9 protein-coding genes are annotated in these 15,672 nt (G+C 44.4%); 4 read left to right on the forward strand and 5 right to left on the reverse strand.

Annotated features, from left to right (window positions below; all coding sequences use genetic code 11):
• Positions 1-31: 31 nt before the first annotated feature.
• The 4 genes from QUA43_RS23950 to QUA43_RS23965 all read right to left on the reverse strand — a co-directional run bounded on the left by QUA43_RS23950 (position 32) and on the right by QUA43_RS23965 (position 11,069).
• Positions 32-7,285, reverse strand: coding sequence for a DUF4347 domain-containing protein (locus QUA43_RS23950; RefSeq protein ID WP_333377036.1), 7,254 nt, complete (start codon positions 7,283-7,285; stop codon positions 32-34).
• Positions 7,286-7,673: 388 nt separating this feature from the next.
• A complete protein-coding gene (locus QUA43_RS23955; RefSeq protein ID WP_333377038.1) occupies positions 7,674-8,552 on the reverse strand; it encodes an inositol monophosphatase family protein in 879 nt (292 codons plus the stop codon).
• 299 nt (positions 8,553-8,851) lie between these two features.
• Positions 8,852-9,976, reverse strand: a complete 1,125-nt coding sequence (locus tag QUA43_RS23960) for a cupin-like domain-containing protein (protein ID WP_333377039.1) — start codon at positions 9,974-9,976, stop codon at positions 8,852-8,854.
• Between the two features lie 232 nt (positions 9,977-10,208).
• Entirely contained in the window at positions 10,209-11,069 is an 861-nt protein-coding gene (locus tag QUA43_RS23965; protein ID WP_333377041.1) for a PfkB family carbohydrate kinase, read from the reverse strand.
• Positions 11,070-11,143: 74 nt separating this feature from the next.
• On the opposite strand from QUA43_RS23965, the gene rsmI reads away from it, so the two are divergent.
• The 4 genes from rsmI to QUA43_RS23985 all read left to right on the forward strand — a co-directional run bounded on the left by rsmI (position 11,144) and on the right by QUA43_RS23985 (position 14,595).
• Positions 11,144-12,025, forward strand: a complete 882-nt coding sequence (gene rsmI / locus QUA43_RS23970) for a 16S rRNA (cytidine(1402)-2'-O)-methyltransferase (protein ID WP_333377043.1) — start codon at positions 11,144-11,146, stop codon at positions 12,023-12,025.
• A 78-nt stretch (positions 12,026-12,103) separates the two neighbouring features.
• A complete protein-coding gene (locus tag QUA43_RS23975) occupies positions 12,104-13,321 on the forward strand; it encodes a glycosyltransferase (RefSeq protein WP_333377045.1) in 1,218 nt (405 codons plus the stop codon).
• A gap of 225 nt (positions 13,322-13,546) precedes the next feature.
• Positions 13,547-14,050 carry a DUF4365 domain-containing protein gene (locus QUA43_RS23980; RefSeq protein ID WP_333377047.1) on the forward strand — a complete coding sequence of 168 codons (504 nt, stop codon included), beginning with the start codon at positions 13,547-13,549 and terminating at the stop codon, positions 14,048-14,050.
• Positions 14,047-14,595: a hypothetical protein gene (locus QUA43_RS23985; RefSeq protein WP_333377049.1), complete on the forward strand. Its 549-nt coding sequence runs from the start codon at positions 14,047-14,049 to the stop codon at positions 14,593-14,595. Before QUA43_RS23980 ends, QUA43_RS23985 begins: the two co-directional genes overlap by 4 nt.
• A gap of 21 nt (positions 14,596-14,616) precedes the next feature.
• On the opposite strand, the gene QUA43_RS23990 is transcribed toward QUA43_RS23985, so the two are convergent.
• On the reverse strand, positions 14,617-15,615 hold the full coding sequence (locus QUA43_RS23990) for a DNA cytosine methyltransferase (RefSeq protein WP_333377051.1): 999 nt from the start codon (positions 15,613-15,615) through the stop codon (positions 14,617-14,619).
• Between the last annotated feature and the right edge of the window lie 57 nt (positions 15,616-15,672).

Genomic DNA, 15,672 nt, shown 5'->3' on the forward strand with positions numbered 1-15,672 from the left:
TTCAACGGAAAAACTTTGGGGTTCCCACTTTTTACAACTGATAAAAAAATTCCACCCACATCTGCGGAATGTGGGTTCCACCATCTGTTAAGTCGTTCCCCTGATTGCCATTCATCCAATCATTGCCATCAAGACTAAACAGCAAGTCATTTCCTTTTTTACCGCGCAATATATCATCGCTAGCGCTGCCCATAAGGGTATCGTCGCCATCCGTGCTTTCGGTAGTATTTTCCCCATCTTTAACGAATTCAATACCGCTTTCTGGGAATGGTTCATCGGGTGTAGATGGTGCGCTAGAGTCATCAGTATCTAAGGTATTGCGGACTGTTGGGTTGTTAGCTGTCGCCGCCTGAATTTTGGTATTTAGAGATGCACCAGTATTTTCGGAAATCGCCGACTGAATCGTTTTATTTCCGGCTGCGACTTGCAGTAAATCTTGGGCTACTTCTCCTTGTGCGACTTTTTGTATGCGGGCGATTTCTGTTGCGGCATCTGAGGGCGAGGTATTGCTGGATGCGATCGCACCAATTCGCTGATTTACCTCGGCAATAATTTGGGCAGCATCCGAGGCAATACTAGAGAGTTGCGGTGCTTGCTGTTGACTCGCTGCCGACTGAATAATCGCCTCCAATTGGGTGGAATTGCTTAAGTCTAGAGGGCCAGTTTTAATTTGATTGGCAACGGCGGAAATTACGCCATCGGCAATCTCATTTTTCGCGGTAGTTGAAGCACCGCTAATTAAATCTGTGACTAAAACAATGGTATTTTGCACCTGAGCGTGGGCTGCATAAACCGCTAAACCATTCGGATCGTTTTGAGTAATTGCCTGTAACGGATCGTAGCTAGTCAAGTCAATTTCTGACGACAGTCCTAGTGCAGATTTTACCTGAATTTGCGCCTGATTAGGGTCAGTACCTTGCTCGATCAACTCGGTCAATAGGGTAGTTAACGGAGTGACGACAATAGTATCTGGTGTGGCAAATAGAGGCGTTTGCTGTGGCAAATAAGTAGAGGTATTGATGCCATCTATGAGTACAATTTTGCCTTCAGTCGGTTCGAGGTCGCCGCTATTATTTTTGTCGAATTGGTCAAGAGAGACATCTAAGTCAAAGCTGCCCTCTGCGTTAGTAATTGAAAACGGTTCGTTTTCATCCTGAACTCCATTAAAGTTGGCATCGAAGAAGACTGTCGCCCCGGCCATGTAACCGTTAATTGCTTTTCCCCTAGTGCTAGAACTCGGCCCTAAACTAAACTTAGCTAACTCAAATGTGGCAAAGTTATTATCGTAAACTGTTTTGTAATCTAATCCGCAAGGATAAGGTATACTGATGCGCTTCCGAAAAATTTTGAAAGTTTTCTCACAGAATTTGACTGAAATTGTCTTAACTTGAGCACCCAAGAAAGCATTAACTTGTCCTGTTACATCAAACAGTTCCGATGGTTTGCTGATACGGGAAGTAATTTCCGATGTTCGGATTTTTCCGTCGCCCCCTTGTTTGGGCTGGAACTCTCCGATATCTATCAAATCAATGCCTACCTTTCCTTGAATTCCGCCTTTGACATAACCCTCGGCAATGCCAACATCCAACCCTGCACCAACTGCAATGCTAGCGTCAAGTGTGAGTTCGTCAACATCTGGCCCAGTGCCGTCAGCATTTTCGCGATCGCTCACATAAAATCCATCCAAAACTTTGCTAGCAGAACCCGAAGCAAAATTTGATTTTTTCCACTCATTTAATCCGTAGGTATCGTACCCAAATCCTAGATGAGCGGCAGCACTAAACTTGCCTTCCAGTAAACCCTTAAGCGGCCCCCATATCGGAAAATCTTTCCGAATATTAAAGTCAAATCCCAGTTTTGGCATCTGATAGGTAAATACCGGAACATCCGGTTTACCTATCAGTAACTGAATCGCAGTTTGCGGTTTGGTCAAGAGGGGCACATCAAAGCCATCAATGTCTTGTAAAGCATTTAAAAATTCCTTGACCTTGCCACTTGTTTTGGAGTTGATTTGTTGATTGGCGGTTTGCTGTAGGGCCGTTTTTGGCACTGGCGAAGCATTTTGAAGATTCGCACTGTTATCGGCAACATCTATATTCCCCAGAGTGTAGGAACCTAAGTCGATTTTATCGGGAGAACTCGCTATTTGGTTGGCCAAATCAACCACTTTATCAACCTTGGCAACCGCATCTAAAAAGCGAGTATCAATATCGGTATTAGAGATTTTGGCTGCCAGCTCTAGTACACTGACTTTGCCATCCCCATTTTTATCGAATGGTCCCGCTATACCTAGTTTAGAGAGTAATTTGGTGTCGGCATTCAGAAAGTTGATAACTGGTCGAAATGGTTTAATGACATCGGAAATTTTACCGATAATTGGTTTGGCAAAGTTATTGACAAATGTTCCCAAATCTAGTTGCATATTGTTAAATGCAACTGCGGGCTTTTGCGGGCCAGTTAATTGACCGTTATCGTAATTCAGGATCGGCCAATTAACTGCTAAGTCGAAGTTATAGGACGGGAATGAAGCATTGCCGTTGATGCTGGTTTTTGCTGTGAGACCGAGATTAGCATCGCTCTTTAAGCTGGCCTTGAATAAGTCTTTAAATTGATAGTTGCCTTGCAATTCTGGCAAGGTGAGGCGATCGCCATCATTCGGGCCGCCCAGATTGTCTAAGTCATTGAGCTTGACTTCGAGGTTGGCATCGACTTTAGTAGGGTTGTTGGCATCGTTTGCTAGGTCAACTTGGAAAAAACCTAAGTTGCCTTTAGCCTTGAATTGGTCATCTAGACCTAAGTCAATGTTGGCGGTTAACTTAGTTTTGTCAGTATCTATGTAGCACCCGAAATCTTTATTGACACCAACTCCTAGAGACAAGTTGTAGTTGAATTGTGATTCTGCTTTTCCATCTACATCTAAACTTAATGCTGGGACTCCTAAGTTTTTAGAGAGATTAATGTCTGGGAACTGATATTGCCTGCCCAGAGTAATTAGCAAGGTACTTTCATCAGCATTAGAATTCCCAGTTAGAGCAACAGTGTAGTTCGATCCAAGAGCAGTGCGGAGGCTATTTTCTAACTGACTCAAACTTTGATTAGCCCCATTTTTAATCGTATCGACTAGCTTAGTCTTGATGTTGCTAATAAAATCTGGGGAAATGTTCTTCAGCGGGCCGACAATGGGTAGGTTAACTGCCTGTAATTGGTCGTCAAGAATTTTCTCAAGTTTATCCAATCCAGCTTCTACGCCGCACCAATTCTTCTGTGTGTCGATGGTACCAACACGTGTCAGTGGTGTTGGTGTTGGAGTCCCAGTTGTCGGTGTTGGTGTTGGAGTCCCAGTTGTCGGTGTTGGTGTTGGAGTCCCAGTTGTCGGTGTCGGTGTCGGAGTCCCAGTTGTCGGTGTCGGTGTCGGAGTACCAGTTGTCGGCGTCGGTGTCGGAGTACCAGTTGTCGGCGTTGGTGTCGGAGTACCAGTTGTCGGCGTCGGTGTCGGAGTACCAGTTGTCGGCGTCGGTGTCGGAGTTGGCGTTGGTGTCGGAGTACCAGTTGTCGGCGTTGGTGTCGGAGTTGGCGTTGGTGTCGGAGTACCAGTTGTCGGCGTTGGTGTCGGAGTACCAGTTGTCGGCGTCGGTGTCGGTGGCGCTACATCGTTATCCGTAATCGCCACTGTCACCCCTGGAACCACAACCACATTATACTTAGCGTCACCACCGCTCACACTGTGAGTGATATTACCGCTGTGCGCTCCTTCGACAACCGTATCATCTACAGCTTTCACCGTAACGGTTTGAACACTATCCCAATTAAGGGGAGTGAAAGTCACAGGGGCGATCGCCTGAATCTGATTACCTGTTGTGAGAGTGATAGTTACAGGGGCATTCGGTTGGCTGTTGAGTTTGACTGTATAACTGCCATTCGCGCCGCCTTCTGTAGCCGTTGTGTTCGTCGCAGAAATGCTGACACCTGCTGTGTCGTTGTCGGTAATAGCTACATTTACATCCTGAATAGTCTGACCGCTATACTTAGTGTCTGTACTGGTAACAGTGTGAGCGATCGTACCCGTGTGCGTACCTTCGGCTTTGCTATCGTCGGTAGCGGTGACTGTGACTGTTTTGGCAACATTCCAATTCGTGCTGTCAAAGGTAACAGGCGCGATCGCATTTATTTCACTTCCGGCATTAAAGTTAATCGTAACAGGGGCGATCGGCTGTGACGTTAACTTGAGCGCATAATTGCCCGTCGCGCCGCCTTCTGTAGCAGTTGTTGCCGTGGGAGTAATAGAAATACCAGCCGTATCATCGTCTTTATTGCTGAGGCTAACATCCGCTACATCTTGGTTGTTGTAAATCGGATCTGTACTAACAGTAGCCGCCGTGAGAATCTTGTAGCCAATATTGCCGTCAACAATGCTATCATTAACCCCTGTTACTGTCACCGGCTGGGGTGTATCCCAGTTAGCAGGAGTGAAAGTTAAGCTATTAGTCGAAACTGTTCCTTCGGCAACATTGGAACTGTTCAAACCGATAGTCACATCAGCAGTCGGCTTAGTATTCAGAACCACAGTAAAGTTAGCCTTAGTGCCATCTTCACCAGTAGTCAATCCCGCCGTCGGATTCACCGTAATTCCCGGAGTTTCATTGTCACTGTTTGTGACGGTGACATCATCAGGATCGAGGTTATTGAAATTAGGATCGGTGCTGACAGCAGCAGCCGTGACAATTTTGTAAGGTTGAGGGCCATCAGCTACTAAATCGTCAACACCACTCACTGTTATTGTTTGCGGTTCATTGTAGTTACCAGAAGTGAAAGTTAAGCTATTAGTTGAAACTGTTCCTTCGGATAGATTGTCACTCCTCAAAGCGAAAGTAACATCAGCAGTGGGTTGAGAGTTGAGTTTGACTGTGAAGGTAGCAGTGCCACCGACTTCACTTGTAGTTAATGCTGTTGGGTTAATAGTAAAGCCAGCTTTGTCATCATTAGTAATAGTTGTGGTAGCGGTAGCAGTGGTAATTGTCGGTGTTACGCCCGGGCCTGTGGGACTTGAAAGGGTGACGGCTATGGTTTCGTCGGGTTCAGCTAGGGTGTCGCCTAATACATCGAGAGTAATGGTTTTGGATGTTTCATCGGCGGCAAAATTAATTGTGCCAGTAGCAGCAGTTGCCCCTGAAGTGCCACCGATGTTGTTGTAATCGCTGACGTTTGTAGCTGTTCCGGCGATCGTATAATTGACGCTACTGGCCCAGCCTGTGTTGCCACTGCGAGTGGCAGTGAAAGTCAGAGGTTTTGTGCCGCTATTGCCTTCGGGAATGCTGGCAGTACCAGCGGCAATGGCATAAGAAACAGTACCGTTGGCTGCAATAGTTAGTGTTGTTTGTTTTGTTGTACCTGCAACGCCTCCGGTGATTGTGCCAAAGTTGAGAATTGCGGTTTCGGCGTTTTCAGGGAGATTGTCAGGTTTGATAGTAACTGCAACATTCTGGGTGAGAGTAGTAGTGCCGGCGGGGAATGTAATCGATGTAGGGGAAATGGTGTAGTCGGAATTTTCGGTGGCTGTACTGCTGGGGTCGATGACAATTGGTACTGTCACGTCAGCGTCGGGAGTGCCGCTGATAGTAACGGGAATATTGACTGTTGTATCCGCCGTTCCTTCCGTCCCGCTGTAAGTAGTAGCCCCAAAATTTGCGACAACATTGAGCAAAATTGAGACATCGTTAGAACCGCTGTTTGCTGTAGCTAAATCGGAAAATCCGTCTGAATTCAAGTCTGCTACTGCTACGGCACGAGGTCCCGTTCCGACATTAAAGTTGGTAGCAATCCCAAAATTTACTCCACCATCTCCCGACAGAATTGAGACACTGTTAGAACCATAATTTGCCGTAACAATATCTAAATTTCCGTCGGCATTAAAGTCGCCGACTGCTACAGATTCAGGATTAGTTCCCACACCAAAAGCAACAGCAGGGTTAAAGCTATTTGTGGTTGAATTCCACAACAAAACAGAGACATTGTTAGAGCTATAGTTAGCTGTAACTAAATCTGGTTTGCCATCTTTATTAAAATCCCCTACTGCCAGAGAACGCGGATCGCCTCCTACACCAGTAAAGTTAGTCGTAGGGCCAAAATTACCCGTACCATCTCCTTTTAAAAAGTACACCCGATTGAGCACTCTCTTAGTGGGAACTAAGTCAAGATTGCCGTCACCATCAAAGTCTGCTACTGCAATAAAAGTGTCACTTCCTCCTGGCCCTAGGCTAATGTTGGTGGGAGTACCAAAACTACCTGTCGGTGTCGCCAGCAGGATAGAAATTTGATTATTTCCTGTCGCGAGGTCAGTCCGTCCATCTTTGTTGAAGTCTCCCGCAGCGACAAAAGAGGGATTGACTCCGCTAATGTTGGTAGGAGTACCGAAGCTACCTGTACTTGTCCCCGGCCAAATGACAATATTGCTAGAACCGGGTGGCCCCCCACCAGGACTGGCTATTGCTATATCCGAGAAACCGTCTGGGTTAAAAAAGTCGCCAACAGCAATAGATACGGGAAATTCGCTGCTGGAGTTAGGTAGGGGAGTAGCAGTACCGAAGCTGCCCGTACCCGTTCCCAGCAACGCAGTCGCGTTTTTGGTACTGCCAATATTTCCAACAACTAAGTCAGGAAAGTTGTCTGAGTTCAACTTGCCGACTACAAGAGAGAAAGGCCCTGTTCCCCCTGCTGAGAAGGTGGTAGCCTTACTAAAGTTGGCAAAAACATATTCGTAACCTGCTAATACTTCGGCTTCAAATACCAGCGGCGTTTCTATTTTCCCGGTTCTGACTTCCAGTTCCCAGTCCCCGCCCTTTGCTACACTTCCCGTGAGGTTTTGGGAAGCCGCAACTCTTGCCCCGGTTAACTCACTCAACCGTTTGACAAATGCTTTACCTGTCTCGCCTGCTGCTACTGAGCACCCGTACAGCAGGATATTCGGTCGATTTTTGCTGAGTGAGTCGGTTAGGGGCGAAAACCACTGCTTTAGATCCTGCCGATCGCACTCTATATCATCTAAACTCAAGCTACCGTCGCCCAATTGCAAGCTACCCGGAGCACCGTGAGAAACTATGTGAATGCTGTCAATATTGGTACGAAGAGCTAAAATATCAGTAATTTGGTCGATCGCATCCTGCTTCCCATCCAAAACGACTACTTCCGTACCCGGTTTTACCCCGGCAATCAAACTTTTATAATTTTCAACTTGAGTGTCGATAAAGGCGATCGCACTTCCTGAAACTTGATTATTTAAATTTGGCATAATACACCTATTTGATAGCTAAAAAAAGACAATAATTTTCCTGTTTCGCGACTTGCATCGGAAACTTTTTCTGAATGTTGTAGTAACCATAACTGTTTTTTATGAAAATCTATATAAACTTTTCTTTATAAACACTTTTTTAATTAAAGTTTTGATAAAGATGGGGAAATTTATTAAGTAATATTACGGATGAGCCAGCGCGAGGTGGATGAAATATCACAAAAACCGTTCAATAGCAAGTGTGATGATACTGAAATATTAAGAGCGGGATTTTTGATAGATAGGTGCCAGGGGCGGGTTGATGTATAATGTTAGCGATTGCCAAGATTTATGGTAAAAGTCGTCCCTACCAGCTATTCCTTACCATCTTTACGGGCGATCGTCGCACTTACTTCAAACTCCCATCTATCCCTGCTAAAATCGCCTCAGCGTGCCCGCACAAAGCAGCGTGACAGCAACCGTTACTCGCCAACAATCCCCCCCACTGACTCACATCTCCCCGGTTATATTGCAAAGCAGAACCGTCAAAACGAGTAAATTGACCGCCCGCTTCCGTCAAAATCAATTCCGGCGCGGCTAAATCCCAATCCTTCGGCGCAGACTTTCCCGAAAGCGCAATATAAACATCAGCTTTTTGTTCGACAATTGTTGCAATTTTACAGCCGATACTACCGACAGCTATTTGATTTTGACAAGGTAGTTTTTGTAACAATTGATTAAAGCGATCGCCCCGGTGACTGCGGCTGGTTACTATAGATAAATCGGCCACTATATTTCGCGCCGAAACCTGCAATTTGACCGCAGAACCGTCCCGACTTTCCATAAAAGCACCCGCATCGCGGATTGCGTAATAAATCTTTTGCTGTTCGGGCCAAGTCACAACTGCTAATACCGGTCTTCCCTCGAAGGCTAAAGCAATGTGAACAGCAAATTCCCCTGTCCTGTCAATAAAATCTCGCGTTCCATCCAAAGGGTCAATAATCCAAACCCAACTTTGAGGTAAGGGAATTTGACCGTTTTTTTCTAAATAAGATTTGTAAGTTTCTTCGCTGAGATAGCCAAATTGTGCATTCCCTAAAGCCGACTGCAATTCGTCGAGAATGTAAGAATTGACAGCGACATCGGCGGCGGTGACGGGGCCATCTTTTTTCTCTTGGATGTCGAGGTTAGGAGTGTTGGAATCCTGCCGATAATAGGATTGTAGGATATCTGATGCACTCCAGGCGATCGATCGGGCAATTTCGCTGATTTCTTCGAGAGTTTTCATGAATTTCTTTTTTTTTGAACCGCAGATGAACGCCGATTAACACAGATTTCACTTCCAAGCAGAGTTTATTGGTGACAACTTAACGTCAAACCGACTGTATCTCTTGTTTTTATCGAAGTCTAGATCCCCCCTAACCCCCCTTAACAAGGGGGGGACAAGAGGGTTTTCAAAGTCAACCCCTACTCCCCTTATTAAGGGGGATTTAGGGGGATCTAGACTAGATAAAAAGCGACATTTTTTAGGGTTTTAGTCTTAATTTCTCACCAATGGGCTCTGCCTCCTTCTTCCTCTTGGCAAAGTTACCAATTAATATGAGGATATTTCCATTCATAATAATTGGGAAACACAAAATTAGTAAACGAAACCGAAATACTAACCTCCAATGATTTTACATGATGCCACCAACCGACAGGAATAAAAATAGCCTCTCCCGGTTCCAAAATTACTTCAATAATTTTCGCATCTCTGTAAAGCGGGTATTTGTCATAATCGGGATTTTCGCCGTCCACCTTGCTGAAAACTCCGACGTGATTATAAAGCAGAGGTGTTTGTTGCGGAGAAATCAATTTAATTAGTTTGCGGCCAGACACTTGCGCTAAAATTAAATTAACAGGGTCATGATGTAGCGGCGTAATCGTGCCTTTCGGGCCGAACCAAAAGAAAACTCTGCCTTTTGTATCCGTTGGGTTTAGGTATTCTGGGAAAATTTCAATGTCATTGAATAGGGGTTTAAATTCCTCTCTTTCAAGAGTTTGGTTGTTAGCAACCATGTAGTAGTCGTTGCTAGGCCCGCCCTTGACCACCATCTCTACATATTTGCGGAACAAAACAATTTTTTTGTGATTTTCAATCTTGATTTCGTAATTCGGGTCGGAATTGCGGTTTGCTTGAATTTGTACCTCTGCATCGCCATATTTTTGCTGCAAATACTCCGGCGTCCACAACTGCAATGCTTTCCAGTTGTGCATGATATTGGTAATAATTACTGGAGTATTTTTTGCGTAGTAATTTTCAAGAAAATACTCTCTAGAAAGGCTGCTTTTGCGTTCGATTGTGCCAAACTTGGAAGACAATGCAGCTAATTGATTATTAATCCTGAGATGCGATTCTAATTTCTGCAATAACTGCACGTACTGACTACCTGCTTGAAAGTAGGGATGAGATGAGATTTCCCTAACTTCTGCGGTGGCTGTTTCCGCATCTATGCCCGTATTTATTAAGGCTTGAATGATTTCTGCGTCTGGTTGATTTAATAATTTGTTTGCCGCCACCCACTGTTTCATATTGTCGGGGACTTCTTGTTTGCTTGGGCTGAGTAGATTGGGCAAGTTTTGTGTCAGCCATTCTAGGTTAACTTGCTGTTGTTCTGTTAGGGTAATCCGCAAAGGGGGAAGGGTGATAGTTAGGGGTTGGGTGTCAGGCATGATTGGGGTATGTTGTTTTGGGAGTGTTTTGTGTGACTTTAACTTGTCTTACTAATATAGCAATTTTGTTAACGAACCGCGAAGGCGCTAAGGGCGCGAAGGAAGAGAAGAGAGAAGTTCACAAATTTTGTCGAGGTTGCTGTCAGGATTTTAACTTAACAGGTGTTGCTAGTTCAACTTTTCTATCTTTGAGTGGTTTTAACCGGATAGTTTGGTTAATTTTAATTAAAAATTAACTCTTATTCATCCAGGCGCGGGTTCCAAAGTTTTTGCAGGAATGGGAAGCGATTGTAGCTGCTGCGGTGAGAGTATCTGTAAAGTTGTTATTTTGCAAAATGTAGTGACAGAAAGCGCCGTGAAAGATGTCGCCAGCGCCTAAAGTGTCTGTGGCTTGAATTTGAGGTACTTCTATACTGCCATAACTGCCATTGCTGAGGTATAAAATTGATTTTTCGCCGCGAGTGATGGCAATATGGGAAATTCCGGCTGCTGACAGGTAAGCAAAGACTTCTTCGGAATTGTCGCAGTCGGGTGGATGAAAATTATCGGAACATACCGCCCATTCAATAAAAGGTAATATTTCCTCTAATCCGGGTTTCCAACTGCCACCGTCGAGGACAATGGGAATGTTTTTTGACTTGGCAAGTTGAGCAATTTCTTTGCTGGCTGCGATTTGATGTCCGTCAAGCAGTACAATACTAACTGATGTTAAAATATCATGGTTAATTGTTTGACTGTCAACTTGCGATTTCGTAGCATTGATGGAAATTACCGATCGATCGCCCGTTGCTTCAGTTACAATAATCGAGGAAACTGGCGGCGAGTGCGATCGCCCGGGATCCAAATCAATTATCCTGACATTATACTCCGCTAAGTCTGCACGAATTAATTGGGCGATCGCGTGAGTGCCCAAAACACCAGCCCATACCGCCGCATTCCCCAAATAGCTAAAAGTGACCGCCGCATTTGCCGCCGGCCCGCCCGCAGCAATGGTACAATCAGAAGCAACAACTTTCTGATTTTCACCCGGAGGCTGAACAGCCAAATAAACTAAATCTAAAGTCCCTAATCCCAAAAACAATCCAGTTTTCATATCTTCTTAAATATGTTGTGGCATGGGCGTCCCGCCCGTGCTTTATCTGCGGTTAAAAACTTCAAAATATCAAAATGCAGCCAAATCCCAATACAGGAACACTTTACATCGTAGGAACCCCGATCGGCAACCTCGAAGACATGACCTTTCGCGCCATCCGAATCTTGCAAACAGTAGACTTCATCGCCGCCGAAGATACCCGCCATACAGGCAAACTTTTGCACCACTTTCAAATCAAAACCCCCCAAATCAGCTATCACGAACACAACCAACACCAGCGACTCCCCGAACTCATCGACAAACTGCTATTAGGGAAGAGTATTGCCCTCGTTACCGATGCTGGAATGCCGGGAATTTCTGACCCCGGTTCCGAGTTAGTCAAAGCTTGCGCCGATGCTAATATTAACATTATTCCGATTCCCGGCCCGACCGCTTGCATAGTTGGGATAACTGCATCGGGATTACCCACAGATAGATTTGTATTTGAAGGTTTCTTACCCGTGAAAGGTCAAGAACGCCAACAGAGTTTAGAAGCTTTGCAAATAGAATCCCGCACTATAATATTATACGAATCTCCGCACCGATTGCGGCAAACTTTACAAGATTTAGCAAATACTTTGGGAAGCGAGAGACAGATTGTGCTGGCGAGGGAATTGACGAAAATGCACGAAGAGTTTTGGCGTGGTAGTATAGAAAGTGCGATCGCACTTTACACAAATCGCGAACCCCAGGGAGAATTTACGCTTGTAATTGCCGGTATCCAAACAGCAGCCCCAATATTTTCCGAAGACGCCATCAAAGCAGAATTGCAAACATTAATTGCAGAAGGCATAAGTCGTTCCCAAGCCAGCCGCCAGCTAGCGCAACAAACATCCCTCCCCCGCCGCCAAATCTACCAACTCGCCCTCACAATTGGCGACAATGAATCACTAGAACAACCCCTAGATAACTTGTGAATATCTCTCTTCTTCTCTGCGCCCTCTGCGCCCTCTGCGGTTAAATAAAAAAAGCTAGATACTCACACTCAGAATTATATGGTACGCGGAAACTACGATCGACAAAAACCATATTTACGCAACCCCCACATCAACAAACCAATCGCCGAAATTTATGCAGACTTAGACGCCTTTACCTGGGAGATATTTGAAGACCAACCCCACCGCTTCGATACAGTCAGTTTCTACGTCTTGCTTCCCCCACTATTTTACGAAGGGCGTTTCATCAAAGGAATTTACTTCAGCGAAGCAGTCGAACTCATCAACAAACTATTTCCCCAACTTTCCTCAGTATTTTTCTCCTTCACCTATTCCCCCGGAATCTCCTACTCCTGGGCCCCCATAGCTGACGCCTACTCCAGTTTATACAAAAACCCGCAGCGAGAAAAGTGGTTTCGCGAAACTTATGTCGATCGCGCCCACAAACCAATCATACCACTGCAAGACACTGACTTCATCAACGAATACTTAATTTCCCCTCGCAACGTCCCCGTCAAAGACATAGACTTGCTAGCCGTCTCCCGAATTTCCGAAGAAAAAAATTTGCCAATCATAGCCAAAGCCTTAAAAGTTTACCGCCAAAAATATCCGCAAAAACCGATAAAATTAACAGTAGTCACTGGCCACGAATTTGATGCTAGCAACCTGAATACTCTCGACGAGTACGCATTAAAAGAATGGCGACAAGTCGAGGCAATTTTAGGCAATCCCTCCGACTACATTAACTTAGTGCCAAGAGTAGACTACTACAGCGAAATCCCCACATATTATTCGCGAGCCCAAGCATTCGTCCTCGGTTCCCTCCTAGAAGGAAAAAACCGGGGAATTACCGAAGCCATGAGTTGCAACGTACCAGTAATTTGTTTTGAAGAATTCAACCAATACGCCAGAGGAAACTCGCCAGTTTTCCCCGAAGGTGCGGGTCTTTACGCCAAATTTGACCCAGAATCTCTCGCAGATACTATATATACAGTATTGGAAAATCCAACAGAATTTAAGCCGCGATATCAGTATTTAAAGCATTGCGGCCGCAAGAACTTTTTCAATACTTGTATAGACAGTTTTCCTTACTATCAGCACAACATTCCCGACTACAAGCCCGGAGATGCAATTAACAATTTGTGGCTAGATTTAGCAGTTCAGCAAAATTATCAAGTTAGTTTGAATAGCTTTTTGTATGGAGGTTCTCCGCTGTCTCATATTCGCGGGATAAATGCGATTCAGCACAATCTCGGTCAGTTAACAAAATTCAAATAACAGATGATATACTGCTGTAAAATCTTGGCGAGTTAACAAAATTCAAATAACAGATGATATACTGCTGTTATTATTCACCATCATAGAAGACTACGAACCCAAACTCTTTGAAGTATAAATGAGCGATTAAACAAATCTGGCTTTTGCCATAAAATGTCTATCAGAACATCAATTAATTGTTTTATATCATTATCCTATTGGAAATAAGACCGAATTAGCAGTTTAATGGACATCAACACCAAAAAAGAAGAATTTAGCTATGCCTACATTTACGCCGTTGCCTCAGCAGCAGGGTGCATCTGCCAGCGAACAACTACTCCTCTAGACAAGCTGGGTGTAGACCTAATTATCACGGGAATAGCAGCATCAGGTTTACCAAACTTTCCCATTCTTTACCTTCAAGTCAAATGTACCTCAAGAGATATCCTCAACGAAAATAGCCTTCGCTATCCCCTAAACATTAAAAACTACGAAGAATTGAGCACAAGCAACGCCTATCCTCCTAGAATTATAATTGTGGTCATTGTTCCCGATAGAGTAAATGACTGGCTGCAACAAACAGAAGCGGAACTCTGCTTAAAACGCTGCGCTTATTGGATATCATTAGAAGGTGCAGCATCTACTGAAAATAAAGAAACCGTCACTATTTCCATACCCAGAACAAATATATTTTCGGCTGAGACTCTGACAACTATCATGCAGCGTATCGCAACCGGGAGACAACTATGAATGTGACAATAAAGGATATTGAATTGCTCAAAAATCTCCAACCTCAGCAAATCAGTTACTACTTAGAAGCAAAAGGTTGGAAACAAGCACAACAAATTGACAGCCGCGCTATTATTTGGACAAGCAGCGATATCAAGCCAGAAGCCCCTCAAATCGTTCTACCTTTAAATTCCACTCTTCCTGACTTTCCCGTGTCAATGAACTTGATGCTAGAGACATTGGAGGTTATCGAAAAGCGCTCTCAACTGGAAATATTAGCAGATTTAATTACCGGGCTTCCTAATACAACTATTCAGGGAATCGTGATTCAAATTCACACTCCTAACGCCGACAAATTAAGTGGCGAGATTACCTTACTAGGTGTCATTGCCGACCAACTACGGAAAATTAAAACGGAACTTGCAGACAAAGACTACATCCTCGCCATCAAATCTTATCAAGAACGCTTGCCCGTTTTCTGTACGGGAGACTTAATCAAAGAAAATCAAGTATTTATTGTCAAAAATACCCGGAATTTTACCCTAGATGACCAATGGCAAAACTAACCAAGAATATTAGTGTAAAGTCTAGGACGTTAATCTGCTCGACTTTCTAATATCCTCAAAAATTTTACTTGCCAAAACTCTAGCAAAATTCACAGGAACAGCATTGCCGACCATTTTGTATCCATCAGCAATATACTTGTACTTAAAAATAAACTCATCCGGGAAAGTCTGAACTCTCGCGCACTCTCGCACAGAAAGCCGACGGTAAGGCAGAGGCGAATTGGGGTCAAAAATGCGTTTGTCTTTGCCAACCAAAATCATTTTACTAGCTTGAGGATGGAGAGGTGCGTGTCTGCCACTTGCCTGAATTGTAAAAGAAGGTTCTGACCAACTTCTAACTCGATTACGCGACATATAAATGCTGGAAAACCCCAAATCCGCACATTCGTGATTTGGGACATAATCGTGATAATTATCTAATTTACCCTTAACTGACATTGGCGCGATCGCGTGCAAATCAAAAATCGCATTTTTCAACGTCAAAACCTCGGTTCCAGGTTGGGGATACTCAAAACCAAAACCCAGATTCTGCCGATAACCAACAACAATCACCCTTTGCCTATCTTGCGGAACCCCAAAATTTCTAGCATTCACCAACTTGTACGAAACCCGATACCCGATGTCCTCAAACTGCGATAATATATAAGTGAAAGCATCCTTGTTTCTGGGGGCCAAGATACCGCTAACATTCTCAGCTAAAAAAAACAAAGGCTGCTTGTCCCGCACAATTCTGATATACTCCCAGAAAAGTTGACCCCGACTGTCATCAATCCCCCGTTTCGCCCCGGCTTCACTCCAACTTTGACAAGGAGGCCCGCCGATTATCCCAATACAGTTGGGAATTTCATCAGATTTGATTTTTCTGATATCTCTGCGTTCTAAAAGAGTTTCAGGATGGTTAAACTCGTAGGTATCCCAAATAGACTTATCATATTCATTCGCCCAAACCGGATTAAAGCCAGCTAAGCGAAAACCCAAATCCAACCCGCCACAACCCGAAAACAGAGAAATAATATTCATACCAATCGACATCTATCTCCTTTCTTCCTTCGCGCCCTTCGCGCCTTCGCGGTTCGT

It is taken from the genome of Microcoleus sp. N9_B4 (genome assembly GCF_036701635.1).
GTDB lineage: Bacteria > Cyanobacteriota > Cyanobacteriia > Cyanobacteriales > Microcoleaceae > Microcoleus.